The sequence below is a fragment of the Burkholderia sp. MSMB1072 genome, assembly GCF_001524725.1.
Taxonomy (GTDB): Bacteria; Pseudomonadota; Gammaproteobacteria; order Burkholderiales; family Burkholderiaceae; genus Burkholderia.
On record NZ_LOYC01000066.1, the window covers coordinates 86,162 to 100,455 of the forward strand.

Genomic DNA, 14,294 nt, shown 5'->3' on the forward strand with positions numbered 1-14,294 from the left:
TGGGCAAGGCAATTGTTCTACAATCTTCATTCTCCCGCTCGCGAGTGATTCATGGTTCCCCACCTCGTTACCGCGTTGAACGGTCCGCTGCTCGAACTCGAGCAGAAGATCCTCGACGCGACGCCTGCGATCGAACGCTGGTTCAGGCTCGAATGGCAGGAACACACCCCGCCGTTCTATTGTTCGGTGGACCTGCGCAATGCCGGCTTCAAGCTGGCGCCCGTCGACGCGAACCTGTTTCCCGGCGCTTTCAACAATCTGCCGTCCGAAGTGCTGCCGCTCGCCGTGCAGGCCGCGATGGCCGCGATCGAGAAGATCTGCCCGGACGCGAAGAATCTGCTCGTGATTCCCGAGCTGCCGACCCGCAACGCGTTCTACCTGGAAAACGTCGCGCGCCTCGCGACGATCATGCGCCAGGCCGGCCTGAACGTGCGTTTCGGCTCGCTCGACCCCAGCATCACCGACATGACGCCGATCACGCTGGCCGACGGCCAGAAGATCGTGCTCGAGCCGCTCGAGCGTTCGCAGCGCCGCCTCGGCCTGAAGAATTTCGATCCGTGCTCGATCCTGCTGAACAACGACCTGTCGGCCGGCATCCCGGCCGTGCTGGAAAACCTGCACGAACAGTACCTGCTGCCGCCGCTGCACGCGGGCTGGGCCGTGCGCCGCAAGTCGACGCACTTCGCGTGCTACGACGACGTCGCGAAGAAGTTCGCGAAGATGGTCGGCGTCGATCCGTGGATGGTGAATCCGTATTTCGCGCACGTGGAAGGCGTCGACTGGCAGGCGCATGAAGGCGAGCAGGCGCTCGCCGACGCGATCGACGGCGTGCTGAAGAAAATCGCGCGCAAGTATCGCGAATACGGGATCAGCGAGAAACCGTACGTCGTCGTGAAGGCCGACGCGGGCACCGCGGGCCGCGGCGTGATGACCGTGCACGACGCGGCCGAGATCGGCCGCATGACGAAGGCCGAGCGCGCGCAGATGGCCGAATCGAAGGCCGGCCTCGCGGTGCGCGACGTGATCGTGCAGGAAGGCGTCTACACGTTCGAGCGCGTCGGCGACGAGGTGGCCGAGCCGGTCGTGTACATGATCGACCGCTACGTGGTCGGCGGCTTCTACCGCACGCACGGCGGCCGCGAGCGCGACCAGAACCTGAACGCGCCCGGCATGCACTACGTGCCGCTCGGCTTCGAGCACACCGCGCTGCCGGATGCCGGCGCGAAGCCGGGCGCCGCGCCGCCGAACCGTTTCTACATGTACGGCGTCGTCGCGCGGCTGTCGCTGATCGCGTCGTCGATCGAACTGGAAAAGACCGACCCCGAAGCCATCCAGGTGTAACGGACCTTCGCTACGTACAGGACCCGCATGGACATTCTTTTTATCGCCGACCCGCTCGAGCATTTCAAGATCTACAAGGATTCGACCTACGCGATGATGGCGGAGGCCGCTCGGCGCGGGCATGCGGTGTACGCGTGCGAACCGCGCCACCTCGCGTGGACGGGCTCGGCCGTCGAGGCCGACGTGCGGCGCATCACGTTCGTCGGCGAACTGGACGACCTGCATCGCGACACGTGGTTCGACGCGGGTCCGGTCGATGCGCGCCGTCTCGAATCGTTCGGCGCGGTGCTGATGCGCAAGGATCCGCCGTTCGACATGGAGTACGTGACGTCGACGTGGCTGCTCGAGCTGGCCGAGCGCGCCGGCGCGCGCGTGTTCAACCGGGCGCAGTCGATCCGCGATCATTCGGAGAAGCTCGCGATCGGCGAATTTCCGCAGTTCGTCGCGCCGACGCTCGTCACGCGCGACGCGAAGCGGCTGCGCGCGTTCCACGCCGAGCACGGCGACGTGATCCTGAAGCCGCTCGACGGAATGGGCGGGATGGGCGTGTTCCGCGTGAAGCCCGACGGCATGAATCTCGGCTCGATCGTCGAGATGCTGAGCCACGACGGCACGCGCTCGGTGATGGCGCAGAAGTTCATCCCCGAGATCAAGGCCGGCGACAAGCGCATCCTGCTGATCGGCGGCGAGCCGGTGCCGTATTCGCTCGCGCGGATTCCGCAGGGCAGCGAGGTGCGCGGCAATCTCGCCGCGGGCGGGCTCGGCGTCGCGCAGCCGTTGACGGCCCGCGACCGCGAGATCGCCGCAACGCTCGGGCCCGTGCTTGCGTCGCGCGGGCTGCTGCTGGTTGGCCTCGACGCGATCGGCGACTGGCTGACCGAGGTGAACGTCACGAGCCCGACGTGCTTCCGCGAGATCATGGAGCAGACGGGCTTCGACGTCGCCGCGATGTTCATCGACGCGCTGGAGCGTGCGGCCGCGTAGGCCGCCTTCCGCGCAACCCCGGCGGCGGCCGCGCAGGCCCCCCGTCGCCGGAGCCGCTTGACCGGCCTGCTACAATGCCCGCTTGCCCGGTGCCGCGATCGGCGCACCGAAGGCCCGGCGGTCGGGCCGACACTGTTGCAAGGCTGAACATGAAACGTTCCCCACACTCGCTACGCTCATTGCCCCGCCGCGGGGTATCGGCCCGCCAGGGGCGGCCGGGAGCGATCTGACATGGCCGGGATTCTGATCATCGCGCACGCGCCGCTCGCCACCGCGCTGCGGGACTGCATCGCGCACATCTACGGCGGCGTGCCCGCCCGCATCGGCTGCATCGACGTGATGGCGGACAGCGATCCGGCCCAGGTGATGGCGTTCGCGCACGCGGAACTCGCGCGGCTCCGGGAAGACAACGGCGTGGTCGTGCTGACCGACATGTACGGCGCGACGCCCGCGAACATCGCGGGCCAGCTCGCGAAGCTCGACAACGTGCGCGTGCTCGCGGGCGTGAACCTGCCGATGCTCGTGCGGGCCGTCTGCTACCGCACCGTGCCGCTCGACAAGCTGGTCGACAAGGCGCTGTCCGGCGGCGCGAAGGGCGTCCACGAGGTGTCGGCCGGCACGCCGCCGCCGCCGTCGGAAACCGGTTGCGGCCAGTGCGCGCCGATTCCGCCCGAACCGCAGCCGCGCACCGAATCGCACTGAGCCTCCGTTTTCCGTTTTAGACCGACCCGCCGGCGTGCGCCGCCGGCGGTCCCGACCGACCCGACCGAGAATCATGCTTCAACAAGAAACCACCATCGTCAATAAATTGGGGCTCCATGCGCGCGCATCGGCCAAGCTTACGCAACTGGCCGGCAACTTCCAGTCGGAAGTCTGGATGACACGCAACGGGCGCAAGATCAACGCGAAGAGCATCATGGGCGTGATGATGTTGGCGGCCGGCATCGGCAGCACCGTGACGATCGAGACCGACGGGCCCGACGAGCGGGAAGCGATGGACGCGCTGCTGAAGCTGATCGCCGACAAGTTCGGCGAAGGCCAGTGAGCGCGACGCGGAATCATTGCCGTTTCCAGTCAGAATGCCGCGGATACCGCGGCATTTTTTTTCGTCGGAAGCATTGATGCGGAATGCGCAATGCTGCGCTGCATGCAGTCAGCGGGGAGTCGCGGAATTTATAATCGCTAACCGGGGTCATAAGCGCATCGCAGCAGTGTGCCGCGGCTTTACTTGTACAGAGGAGGTGCGCGTGTCCTTCACGCTGCATGGCATTCCCGTCTCACGAGGTATCGCGATCGGGCGAGCCTATCTGATCGCGCCGGCGGCGCTCGACGTCGCCCATTACCTGATCGAGGCCAACCAGACCGACGCCGAAGTGGAGCGATTCCGCACGGCGCGCGACGTCGTGCGTCGCGAGCTCGAAGCGCTGCGCGCCGACCTGACCGACGACACGCCGAGCGAAGTCGGCGCATTCATCGACGTCCACACGATGATCCTGAGCGACGAGATGCTCGTGCAGGAAACCATCGACCTGATCCGCACGCGCCGCTACAACGTCGAATGGGCGCTGACCGAGCAACTCGAACTGCTGACGCGCCATTTCGACGACATCGAGGACGAATACCTGCGCGAGCGCAAGGCCGACATCGAGCAGGTGGTCGAGCGCGTGCTGAAGGCGCTCGCCGGTGCGCCGTCCGCGTCGCAGGCGCTCGACGGCGCGGCCAGGAACGGCACGAACGAGATGATCGTCGTCGCGCACGACATCGCGCCGGCCGACATGATGCAGTTCAAGACGCAGTCGTTCCAGGCGTTCGTCACCGATCTCGGCGGCCGCACGTCGCACACGGCGATCGTTGCGCGCAGCCTCGGCATTCCGGCCGCGGTCGGCGTGCAGCATGCGAGTTCGCTGATCCGCCAGGACGACCTGATCATCGTCGACGGCGACCAGGGCATCGTGATCGTCGATCCCGCGCCGATCGTCCTCGAGGAATATTCGTACCGCCAGTCCGAGAAGGTGCTGGAGCAACGCAAGCTGCAGCGCCTGAAGTTCTCGCCGACGCAAACGCTGTGCGGCACGAAGATCGACCTGTACGCGAACATCGAGCTGCCCGACGACGCGAAGGCGGCCGTCGAGGCCGGCGCGGTCGGCGTTGGCCTGTTCCGCTCCGAGTTCCTGTTCATGCATCAGAAGGAGATGCCGGAAGAGGAAGAGCAGTTCGCCGCGTACAAGCGCGCCGTCGAGTGGATGAAGGGCATGCCGGTGACGATCCGCACGATCGACGTCGGCGCGGACAAGCCGCTCGAGGCGCTCGACGAAGGCTACGAAACGGCGCCGAACCCGGCGCTCGGCCTGCGCGCGATCCGCTGGAGCCTGTCCGAGCCGCAGATGTTCCTCACGCAGTTGCGCGCGATCCTGCGCGCGTCCGCGTTCGGCCAGGTGAAGATCCTGATCCCGATGCTCGCGCACGCGCAGGAGATCGACCAGACGCTCGACCTGATCCGCGAGGCGAAGCGCCAGCTCGACGACGCGGGGCTCGCGTACGATCCGAACGTGCGCCTCGGCGCGATGATCGAGATCCCGGCCGCGGCGATCGCGCTGCCGCTGTTCCTGAAGCGCTTCGATTTCCTGTCGATCGGCACGAACGACCTGATCCAGTACACGCTCGCGATCGATCGCGCCGACAACGCGGTCGCGCACCTGTACGACCCGCTGCATCCGGCCGTGCTGCACCTGATCGCGTACACGTTGCGCGAAGCGAAGCGCGCGGGCGTGTCGGTGTCGGTGTGCGGGGAGATGGCGGGCGACCCGGCGCTCACGCGCCTGTTGCTCGGGATGGGGCTCACCGAGTTCTCGATGCACCCGAGCCAGTTGCTCGTCGTGAAGCAGGAGATCCTGCGCGCACACCTGAAGGCGCTCGAGAAGCCGACGGCCGACGTGCTGGCCGCGTTCGAGCCGGAAGAAGTGCAGGCGGCGCTGCAGCGGCTGTCGGTCGCCGAGCCGCGGGCGGATGCGGCTGCCTAGGCGTTCTCGCCGCCGCTAACCATGGCGAAACGTCACGCATGCGCGGCCTGGCGCATGCCCGTCGCGCGTCAGTGCCGGCCCCTGCATACCGGGCAATCGGCCTGGCGCGCGATTTTCATCGTCGTCCATTCCATCCGCAGCGAATCGAGCATCATCAACCGCCCGTTCAGCGTCTTGCCGATGCCGCCGATCACGCGCAGCGCCTCGGCCGCCTGCATCGCGCCGATGATCCCGACGGTCGGCGCGAACACGCCCATCGTCGCGCACGCGACTTCCTCGAACGGCTGGTCTTCCGGGAACACGCACGCATAGCAGGGCGCGGCCGCGTCGCGGAAGTCGAACGTGCTGATCTGGCCGTCGAAGCGCAGCGCGGCGCCCGACACGAGCGGTACGCCGTGCGCGACGCACGCGCGATTGATCGCGTGCCGCGTCGCGAAATTGTCGGTGCAGTCGAGCACGACGCTCGCATGCGGCACGTGGGCATCGAGCCACGCATCGTCGACGCGCGCCGCGACCGCGTTCACCGTCACCTCGGGGTTCAGTTGCACGAGCGCGTCGCGCCCCGATTCGACCTTGCTGCGACCGACCGATGCCGTCACGTGCAGGATCTGCCGCTGCAGGTTCGTGAGATCGACCGTATCGGCGTCGACGAGCGTGAGTGTGCCGACCCCCGATGCCGCGAGATACATCGCGGCCGGCGAGCCGAGGCCGCCCGCGCCGACGACGATCGCATGCGCGTCGAGAAAGCGCTGTTGCGCGTCGATGCCGATTTCGTCGACGAGGATGTGGCGGGAGTAGCGAAGGAGTTGATCGTCGTTCATGGGGGCTCGTGAGCGAGGCGGGCGGACGTTCGTTATTTTAGGCGCGCATGAAAAACGGGCCATCGCGGTCTTCCCGCGATGGCCCGTTGGATGCCGGCCGGCGCTTACTTCGGCGCGGATGCCGGCTTCGGTGCGGAGGCCGGCTTCGCGGCGCTCGCGCCCGATGCCTTCGCGGCCGCGGCGGCCTTGCCGGCCGGGCTCTTCGTCACGCTCTCGGCGAGCAGCGATTTCGATTCCTGGACCGGCTTGCCTTCGAGCTTGTTGAGCGCCTGCTGCATCATGAAGTCGTCGGCGCTGCCGAACTCGATCGGCTTGCGATCGCGATCCTTCTGGCGCTGCTCCGGCGTCTTCTTGTCGTTCTGCTCTTCGAGGACGCGCAGCTGATCCATCCGGCGCTGATCGCGCTCTTCCTGCTCCTTCTTCTCGTTCGGGTCCTGCGTGTTCGCGAGGTGGTTCGAATAGTCGACCTCGCGCGTGACGAGCACGTCGTCCGGATCGCCGTCCGCGTACTGATCGACCGGCACGTCCGGCGTGATGCCCTTGTTCTGGATCGAACGGCCGCTCGGCGTGTAGTAGTACGCGGTGGTCAGGCGCAGCGCGGTGTCGGCCGTCATCGGGCGGACCGTCTGCACCGAGCCCTTGCCGAACGTCGTCTTGCCCATGATCTGCGCGCGCTTCGAATCCTGCAGCGCACCGGCGACGATTTCCGACGCGGACGCCGAATACGCGTTCGTCAGCACGATCATCGGCACGGTCTTGAAGATCGGCGGCAGGTTCTTCAGCGGATCGCCGTCGAAGGACGGCAGGCGATAGTTGTCGTACGTATCGCGGTAGACCTGCTTCGAATCGGGGATCTGGCCGTTGGTCGACACGACGACCGAGTCGGGCGGCAGGAACGCGCCGGCCACGCCGACCGCGCTCTGCAGCAGGCCGCCGCCGTTGTTGCGCAGGTCGAGGATGAGGCCCTTCAGATTCGGTTGCTGGCGCGCGATGTCCTGCAGCTTCTGCGCGAGATCCGGCGTCGTGCGCTCCTGGAAGCTCGTGATGCGGACATACGCGTAGCCCGGATCGAGCATCTTCATCTTCACGCTCTGGACCTTGATGATCGCGCGCGTGACCGTGACCGGGAACGTGCGGTCGTCGCTCTTGCGGAAGATCGTCAGCGTGACCTTGGTACCCGGCTCGCCGCGCATCTGCTTCACGGCCTTGTCGAGCGTCATGCCGCGCACCGGCTTGTCGTTGATGCGCGTGATCAGGTCGCCCGGACGGATGCCGGCGCGGAACGCGGGGGTATCCTCGATCGGCGAGATCACCTTGACGAGGCCGTCTTCCTGCGAGATTTCGATGCCGAGGCCGGCGAAGCGGCCCTTCGTCTGCTCCTGGAGCTCGTCATAGTCGGTCTTGTCGAGGAACGACGAGTGCGGATCGAGGCTCGACACCATGCCCTTGATCGCGGCCGTCAGCAGCTTCTTGTCGTCGACCGGTTCGACGTACTCGCGCTTGATCTGCCCGAATACTTCCGCGAACAGGCGGAGCTGGTCGAGGGGAAGCGGCGCCGTGGCGGTCTGCTCGGCCGATGCGGAAACCTGCAGCGTGGCGAACACGCCCGTGGCGAGGCCCGCGGCAATCAGGCCGATGTTCTTCAAATTCATTCGCATAGAGATCTGGTGCGGTCGGGAAGCGCGTGGCGGTAGCGGGGATGTAGCGGACAAGTATAACTGTTCGTCCGATAACTCAGTGGAACGGCGCGAAAAGCGTCGAAAAGGCCGCAGAGGGCCCGGCGAGGCACCGCCGGGCGCGCTGCGGGGTTCGAAAGCGGATTCGACCGCGGCAGGGCCGCGAAGGTTCGCGCGGCGTGCGGCCCGGGGTTCGAGGCCGGGCGTCAGCCCGCCTTGCCCTGCTTCGCGACGGCGGCCTGCGCCTGCGCGATCGCTTCCTGGTCGCCGAGGTAATAGTGCGTGATCGGCTTCAGGTTCTCGTCGAGTTCGTAGACGAGCGGCACGCCGTTCGGGATGTTCAGGCCGACGATGTCGCTGTCCGAGATGCCGTCGAGATACTTGATCAGCGCGCGCAGCGAATTGCCGTGCGCGGCGATCAGCACCTGCTTGCCGGCGCGCACCGCCGGCGCGATCGATTCGTTCCACAGCGGCAGCACGCGCGCGACCGTGTCCTTCAGGCACTCGGTGAGCGGCAATTGCTCGCGCGGCACCTTCGCATAGCGCGGATCGTCGAACGGCGCGCGCTCGTCGGTCGGCTCGAGCGCGGGCGGCGGCGTGTCGTAGCTGCGGCGCCACACGAGCACCTGCTCGTCGCCGAACTTCGCGGCCGTTTCCGCCTTGTTCAGGCCCGACAGCGCGCCGTAGTGGCGCTCGTTCAGGCGCCACGAGTGGACGACCGGCAGATACATCAGATCCATCTTGTCCTGCACGTGCCACAGCGTGCGGATCGCGCGCTTGAGCACCGACGTATACGCGATGTCGAACGTGTAGCCGGCCTCCTTGAGCAATTCGCCGGCCTGGTAGGCCTCGTTGCGACCCTGTTCGGTCAGGTCGACGTCGACCCAGCCGGTGAAGCGGTTTTCCTTGTTCCACGTCGATTCGCCGTGGCGGATGAGAACGAGTTTGTACATGGATCTTGCGGTCGGTAGTGAAGGGAAGCGGGGCGCGTCGCGCGGCGCCCGGACCGGGCCCGCCATCGCGCAAGGCGGTTATTTTATAATGGCGGGATTGTCCTCATCCGATTTCTCTTCTTTCGGCGGAATTCCGTGACGTTCTTTACCAATTACACCAACCTGGCCCTGATCGCGATCCTGGTGGTTTCCGGTGGCCTGCTCGCATGGCCCGCCCTGCGCCGCGGTCGCGGCGGCCTGTCCGCCGCGGAGGCGACGCAGCTTATCAACCGTCGCAACGCGGTCGTGATCGACCTGCGCGCCGCGTCCGATTTCGCCGCCGGCCACCTGCCGTCGGCGCGTCAGGTCGCGGCGGGCGAGATCGGCGCGAAAATTGCGCAGGTCGCGAAGAACAAGAGCACCCCGGTGCTGCTCGTCTGCCAGAACGGCCAGCAGTCGCAGAAGGCGGCGCGCGAGGTCGAGGCGGCGGGTTATGCCGAGGTGCACGTGCTCGAAGGCGGCGTGGCCGCCTGGCAGCAGGCCGGGATGCCGGTCGTCAAACAAGGAGTGGCGAAGTGAACAAGGTTTTGATGTACAGCACGCAGGTGTGTCCGTATTGCATGCAGGCCGAGCGCCTGCTGAAGCTGCGCGGTGTCGAGCAGATCGAAAAGGTGCTGATCGACCGCGATCCGGCCCGCCGCGAGGAAATGATGACGCGCACGGGGCGCCGCACGGTGCCGCAGATCTATATCGGCGACACGCACGTCGGCGGCTACGACGATCTGTCGAAGCTCGACCGCGAAGGCGGCCTCGTGCCGCTTCTGCAAGCGGCCTGATTAGGGCAGAATGGCCGCCGGCCGCGCCGCGGCTTGGGCGCGCAGGATTCATCCGTGGCGGCCGGCGCACAGCCGGGCCGCCCCGTCACCACTTTTAGGGAAACACCATGTCCGACGTCGAAAACCAACCGTTCTTCAACATCCAGCGCGTCTACCTGAAGGATATGTCGCTCGAGCAGCCGAATTCGCCGGCGATCTTCCTCGAGCAGGACATGCCGTCGGTTGAAGTCGAAGTCGACGTCAAGGCCGACCGCCTCGCGGAAAGCGTCTTCGAAGTCGTCGTGTCGGGTACCGTCACCGCGAAGGTGAAGGACAAGGTCGCGTTCCTGATCGAAGCGAAGCAGGCCGGCATTTTCGACATTCGCAACATTCCGGACGAACAGCTCGACCCGCTCGTCGGCATCGCGTGCCCGACGATCCTGTTCCCGTACCTGCGCTCGAACATTGCCGACGCGATCACGCGTGCCGGCTTCCCGCCGATCCACCTGGCGGAAATCAACTTCCAGGCGCTGTACGAGCAGCGTCTCGCGCAGCTTCAGCAGCAGGCCGGCGGCGCAGCAGGTGCGCCGAACGGCGCGCCGAATGGCACGACGCTGAACTGACGTTTCGTTCGGACCGGTGCTGGGTATGAAAGTAGCCGTTCTCGGCGCCGGTGCCTGGGGCACCGCGCTCGCGGGCCATCTGGCCGCGCGGCACGATACGCTTTTGTGGGCGCGCGACGCCGCGCTCATCGCCGGGCTGCAGGCCCGGCACGAAAATTCCCGCTATCTGGACGGCATCGCGCTGCCTGACGCGCTGCGCTACGACGCCGATCTCGGCGCCGCGCTCGCGCATGGCGCCGCGGACGACGCGCTGTGCGTGATCGCCGCGCCGGTGGCCGGGCTGCGCACGCTGTGTCGCGCGATGCGCGACGCAGGCTGCGTGCCCGCGCACATCGTCTGGGTCTGCAAGGGCTTCGAGGCCGACACGCATCTGCTGCCGCATCGGGTGATCGCGGCCGAGCTGCCCGAACAGCGGAGCAACGGCGTGCTGTCGGGGCCGAGCTTCGCGCGCGAGGTCGGACAGTCGCTGCCCGTCGCGTTGACGGTGGCGAGCACGTCGGTCGAATGCCGCGAGCGCACGCTCGCCGCGTTCCATCACGGCGCGATGCGGATCTATACGGGCGACGACGTGGTCGGTGTCGAGGTCGGCGGCGCAGTGAAGAACGTGCTGGCGATCGCGACCGGCATTTCCGACGGGCTCGGTCTCGGGCTGAACGCGCGCGCCGCGCTGATCACGCGTGGCCTCGCCGAAATGTCGCGGCTCGGCGTGGCGCTCGGCGGCCGCGCGGAAACCTTCACGGGCCTCACGGGCCTCGGCGACCTGATCCTCACCGCGACGGGCGACCTGTCGCGCAACCGCACGGTCGGCCTGCAACTGGCGGCCGGCCGCACGCTGAACGACATCCTCGGCGCGCTCGGCCACGTGGCCGAAGGCGTGCGCTGCGCACAGGCCGTGCTGGCGCTCGCGCGCGCGCAGTCGATCGAAATGCCGATCACGGAAGCGGTGTGCGGTGTGCTGTTCGACGGCATCGCACCGCGCGACGCGGTCAGCGGTCTGCTGCGCCGCGACGCGCGCGCGGAGTAGGCCCGGCGGGATCGCCCGGTACGGGTGCGCCGGGCACGCGGCGCCAAAGCGGACTACGCTTGAAGCGTCTCCTGCGTTCCGCGAGGTCGTCATGCTGCAAATCCATTCCACCACGCTCGATGCGCAGGTCGTCGACATCACGACGCTCGACGTCGATGCGATCGTCAACGCCGCGAACGGCTCGCTGCTCGGCGGGGGCGGCGTCGACGGCGCGATTCACCGCGCGGCCGGCCCCGGCCTGCTCGCCGAGTGCCGCACGCTCGGCGGCTGCGACACCGGCGACGCGAAGCTCACGCGCGGCCACGGGTTGCCCGCGCGCTACGTGATCCATGCGGTCGGCCCGGTATGGTATGGCGGCGCGCGCGGCGAGGCCGAGCTGCTTGCATCGTGCTACCGGCGCGCGATCGAGCTGGCCGAAGAGGTTGCCGCGACGTCGATCGCGTTTCCGGCGATCAGTTGCGGGATTTACCGCTATCCGGCCGAGCAGGCCGTCGACATCGCAGTCGGCACGGTGATCGAAATGCTGCCGCAGGCGCCGACTCTCGCACGCGTGGTGTTCGCGTGCTTCTCGTCCGACATTTACGACCTGTATCGCGCGCGGCTCGCGCGGATCGAGCCGCGCTGAACGTCGCGCGTCATGCGCCGCCTTCGAAGCCGGCCTGACGCCACGCCTCGAACACGACCACCGCGACCGTGTTCGACAGGTTCAGGCTGCGGTTGTCCGGCCGCATCGGCAGGCGCACGCGCTGTTCGTTCGGAAAGCGTTCGAGCAGCTCGGCGGGCAGGCCGCGCGTTTCGGAGCCGAACACGAACCAGTCGCCGGGCAGGAACGCACGATCGTGGAAGCGGCCCGAGCCGCGCGTCGTGAACGCGAACATCCGCGCAGGCTCCGGCGCTTCGGCGGCGACGAACGCGTCCCAGTCGCGGTGCACGCGCATCTGTGCATATTCGTGATAGTCGAGGCCGGCGCGACGCATCCGCGCGTCGTCGAGCGGAAAGCCGAGCGGCTCGATCAGGTGCAGGCGCGCGCCGGTGTTCGCGCACAGGCGGATCACGTTGCCGGTGTTCGGCGGAATTTCGGGGGCGACGAGAACGACGTTGAACATGTTTCGGTTGGGCTGGGGCGGCCGGAGCGGCGCAGCGCGCGCGTGCATCCGGCCGGCCGGTTCGTGACGGCCGCACGCGGGCGGCCGGCTTCTCTATCTAATTAATCCCTGGCGGTGCGCAGCGCAACCAGATTCGTCACGCGCGCGGCGCCCGCCGCCTTCAACGCCTGCGCGGCCGCCGCGAGCGTCGCGCCGGACGTCATCACGTCGTCGACGAGCGCGATGTGGCGACCGGCGACGCTGCCTGCCACCGCGAAAGCCGCCATCACGTTGTCGCGTCGTGCGTGCCGGTCGAGCCGCGACTGCGGCGCGGTGTCGGCGACGCGCGCGAGCAAGGCAGCCTCCGCCCGCACGCCGAGCCTGCGCGCGAGCGGACGCGCGATCGCCCACGCCTGGTTGTAGCCGCGCGCGACGAGCCGCCGGTGCGACAGCGGCACCGGCGCGACGAGATCGAAGCCGCGCGCATCACGCGTATCGTCGACCAGCCGTGCGAGCCGGGCCGCGAATTCGCCGCCGAGCGCGAGCCGCGCATGAAACTTCAGGCCGCGCGCGAGCCCGTCGAGCGGCGCGCGGTAATCGGCGAGCGCGAGCGTCGCGTCGAACGGCGGCGGCGCGGTGCGGCACGCGTCGCACCGGTACGCGGCCGCGCGGCCGGCGCCGGGGCGACTGCCGCCGGACGATCGCGCGTGCCCGACGCCGAGCGGCAGCGCGCAGACGTCGCAGCGCAGCCGCGCTTCATTCCAGTACGCGGCATCGCAGGCGCCGCAAATCACGATGTGTGACAAATTGCCGCATAGCGCGCACCGGTTCGGCAACGCGACCGCGGCAACGCGCGCGACCCATGTTCCGACATGCGACAAAACGACGCGCACCGAGCGTTCGGCGGAACCGCGGACCATCGCAACACTCCTGGCATGCCGCCTCAATGAAGCTTGCGAGGCGAGCGAGTATACTTCGGGCTCTTCGCCAGTGTGCCCGACATGTCCCCAGCTTCGACTTCAACCGGCCGTCCGGCCAATGACGCCAGGCGCCTGCGGCGGATCTTCGACCGCCGTGCCGCCACGTTCGATGCGGTTGCGTTCCTGCCGCGCGAGATCGCGCAGCGGATGAACGAGCGCCTCGAATACATCAAGGTGAGCCCCGCGGCCGTGCTGGATGCGGGCTGCGGCCCGGGCGACGATCTCCCGGCGCTGCGCGCGCGCTTTCCGGAAGCGCCGGTGTTCGGCGTGGACCTGTCCGGCGCAATGCTCGCGCGGGCCGGTCAGCGCGAAGTCGAGCAGACCTCCTGGCGCCGCTGGCTGCCGGCGTCGCTCGGCCGGGCGCTGGGCCAGCGCGGCCCGCGCGTCGCGCAGGCCGACTTCGCCGCGCTGCCGTTCCCGGGCGGCGCGTTCGATCTGATCTGGTCGAATCTCGCGCTCCACTGGCATTCGCGTCCCGATACCGTCTTCCCCGAATGGCAGCGCGTGCTGCGCGTGAACGGGCTCTTGATGTTCAGCACGCTCGGCCCCGACACGCTGCGCGAGCTGCGCGCGGCCTGCGCGGACGCCGAAGCGGCGCTCGGCATCGCGCCGCCCGCCGCGCGTGTGATCGATTTCGTCGACATGCACGACCTCGGCGACATGCTCGTCGAGAGCGGCTTCGAGATTCCCGTGATGGACCAGGAAGTGCTGACCGTCACCTACAAATCCGCCGATTCCCTGCTGGCCGACGTGCGCCGCTGGGGCGCCTATCCGTTCGAGCGCACGGTGCCGCGGCACGCGACGCGGCGCTTTCGCGCGGCGCTCGGCGACGCGCTGGACGCGCGCCGGCGCGAGGACGGCACCATTCCGCTGACCTTCGAGGTGATCTACGGCCACGCGTGGAAGGCCGTGCCGCGCACGACCGCGGAAGGGCACGGGATCGTGCGCATCGAGGACATCGGCAAGGGGCGTCCGAAGAATCGGTAAAGCGGT

The 14,294-nt window shown here is 68.0% G+C and carries 16 protein-coding genes; 11 read left to right on the top strand and 5 right to left on the bottom strand.

The window, feature by feature from the left end:
- Nucleotides 1-51 precede the first annotated feature (51 nt).
- From gshA to ptsP, 5 genes are all read left to right on the top strand, one after another.
- A complete protein-coding gene (gene gshA / locus WS89_RS28685; RefSeq protein ID WP_034208466.1) occupies nucleotides 52-1,341 on the top strand; it encodes a glutamate--cysteine ligase in 1,290 nt (429 codons plus the stop codon).
- Nucleotides 1,342-1,368: 27 nt separating this feature from the next.
- Nucleotides 1,369-2,325 (top strand): glutathione synthase, encoded by a 957-nt coding sequence (gene gshB / locus WS89_RS28690; RefSeq protein WP_059795481.1) that lies wholly within the window; start codon nucleotides 1,369-1,371, stop codon nucleotides 2,323-2,325.
- A 231-nt stretch (nucleotides 2,326-2,556) separates the two neighbouring features.
- Complete coding sequence (locus WS89_RS28695) at nucleotides 2,557-3,027, top strand: PTS sugar transporter subunit IIA (protein WP_034208464.1); 471 nt, start codon at nucleotides 2,557-2,559, stop codon at nucleotides 3,025-3,027.
- A 73-nt stretch (nucleotides 3,028-3,100) separates the two neighbouring features.
- A complete protein-coding gene (locus WS89_RS28700; protein ID WP_059506557.1) occupies nucleotides 3,101-3,370 on the top strand; it encodes an HPr family phosphocarrier protein in 270 nt (89 codons plus the stop codon).
- Nucleotides 3,371-3,572: 202 nt separating this feature from the next.
- Complete coding sequence (gene ptsP / locus WS89_RS28705) at nucleotides 3,573-5,345, top strand: phosphoenolpyruvate--protein phosphotransferase (RefSeq protein ID WP_059506695.1); 1,773 nt, start codon at nucleotides 3,573-3,575, stop codon at nucleotides 5,343-5,345.
- A 68-nt stretch (nucleotides 5,346-5,413) separates the two neighbouring features.
- Here the strand turns inward: ptsP and WS89_RS28710 are convergent, their stop codons facing one another.
- The 3 genes from WS89_RS28710 to gpmA form a co-directional block, all read right to left on the bottom strand.
- Complete coding sequence (locus WS89_RS28710) at nucleotides 5,414-6,166, bottom strand: HesA/MoeB/ThiF family protein (RefSeq protein WP_059795482.1); 753 nt, start codon at nucleotides 6,164-6,166, stop codon at nucleotides 5,414-5,416.
- 104 nt (nucleotides 6,167-6,270) lie between these two features.
- Nucleotides 6,271-7,824: a S41 family peptidase gene (locus WS89_RS28715; RefSeq protein WP_059506561.1), complete on the bottom strand. Its 1,554-nt coding sequence runs from the start codon at nucleotides 7,822-7,824 to the stop codon at nucleotides 6,271-6,273.
- A gap of 224 nt (nucleotides 7,825-8,048) precedes the next feature.
- On the bottom strand, nucleotides 8,049-8,795 hold the full coding sequence (gpmA, locus tag WS89_RS28720; RefSeq protein ID WP_059506563.1) for a 2,3-diphosphoglycerate-dependent phosphoglycerate mutase: 747 nt from the start codon (nucleotides 8,793-8,795) through the stop codon (nucleotides 8,049-8,051).
- Nucleotides 8,796-8,930: 135 nt separating this feature from the next.
- Here gpmA and WS89_RS28725 point away from each other — a divergent pair, with 135 nt between their 5' ends.
- From WS89_RS28725 to WS89_RS28745, 5 genes are all read left to right on the top strand, one after another.
- Complete coding sequence (locus tag WS89_RS28725; protein ID WP_059506565.1) at nucleotides 8,931-9,353, top strand: rhodanese-like domain-containing protein; 423 nt, start codon at nucleotides 8,931-8,933, stop codon at nucleotides 9,351-9,353.
- Nucleotides 9,350-9,610: a glutaredoxin 3 gene (gene grxC, locus WS89_RS28730; protein ID WP_006477722.1), complete on the top strand. Its 261-nt coding sequence runs from the start codon at nucleotides 9,350-9,352 to the stop codon at nucleotides 9,608-9,610. The genes WS89_RS28725 and grxC overlap by 4 nt, the downstream gene beginning before the upstream one ends.
- Before the next feature lie 107 nt (nucleotides 9,611-9,717).
- Nucleotides 9,718-10,212, top strand: a complete 495-nt coding sequence (secB, locus tag WS89_RS28735) for a protein-export chaperone SecB (protein WP_059506567.1) — start codon at nucleotides 9,718-9,720, stop codon at nucleotides 10,210-10,212.
- A 25-nt stretch (nucleotides 10,213-10,237) separates the two neighbouring features.
- Nucleotides 10,238-11,236: an NAD(P)H-dependent glycerol-3-phosphate dehydrogenase gene (locus WS89_RS28740; RefSeq protein WP_059795484.1), complete on the top strand. Its 999-nt coding sequence runs from the start codon at nucleotides 10,238-10,240 to the stop codon at nucleotides 11,234-11,236.
- Nucleotides 11,237-11,327: 91 nt separating this feature from the next.
- A complete protein-coding gene (locus WS89_RS28745) occupies nucleotides 11,328-11,861 on the top strand; it encodes an O-acetyl-ADP-ribose deacetylase (protein WP_059795486.1) in 534 nt (177 codons plus the stop codon).
- A gap of 10 nt (nucleotides 11,862-11,871) precedes the next feature.
- On the opposite strand, the gene trmL is transcribed toward WS89_RS28745, so the two are convergent.
- Both trmL and WS89_RS28755 read right to left on the bottom strand, forming a co-directional pair.
- Nucleotides 11,872-12,342: a tRNA (uridine(34)/cytosine(34)/5-carboxymethylaminomethyluridine(34)-2'-O)-methyltransferase TrmL gene (gene trmL, locus WS89_RS28750; protein WP_059506573.1), complete on the bottom strand. Its 471-nt coding sequence runs from the start codon at nucleotides 12,340-12,342 to the stop codon at nucleotides 11,872-11,874.
- 101 nt (nucleotides 12,343-12,443) lie between these two features.
- On the bottom strand, nucleotides 12,444-13,241 hold the full coding sequence (locus WS89_RS28755; protein WP_059795488.1) for a ComF family protein: 798 nt from the start codon (nucleotides 13,239-13,241) through the stop codon (nucleotides 12,444-12,446).
- An 81-nt stretch (nucleotides 13,242-13,322) separates the two neighbouring features.
- Here WS89_RS28755 and WS89_RS28760 point away from each other — a divergent pair, with 81 nt between their 5' ends.
- Nucleotides 13,323-14,288: a methyltransferase domain-containing protein gene (locus WS89_RS28760; protein WP_059506577.1), complete on the top strand. Its 966-nt coding sequence runs from the start codon at nucleotides 13,323-13,325 to the stop codon at nucleotides 14,286-14,288.
- The last annotated feature ends 6 nt before the right edge of the window (nucleotides 14,289-14,294 follow it).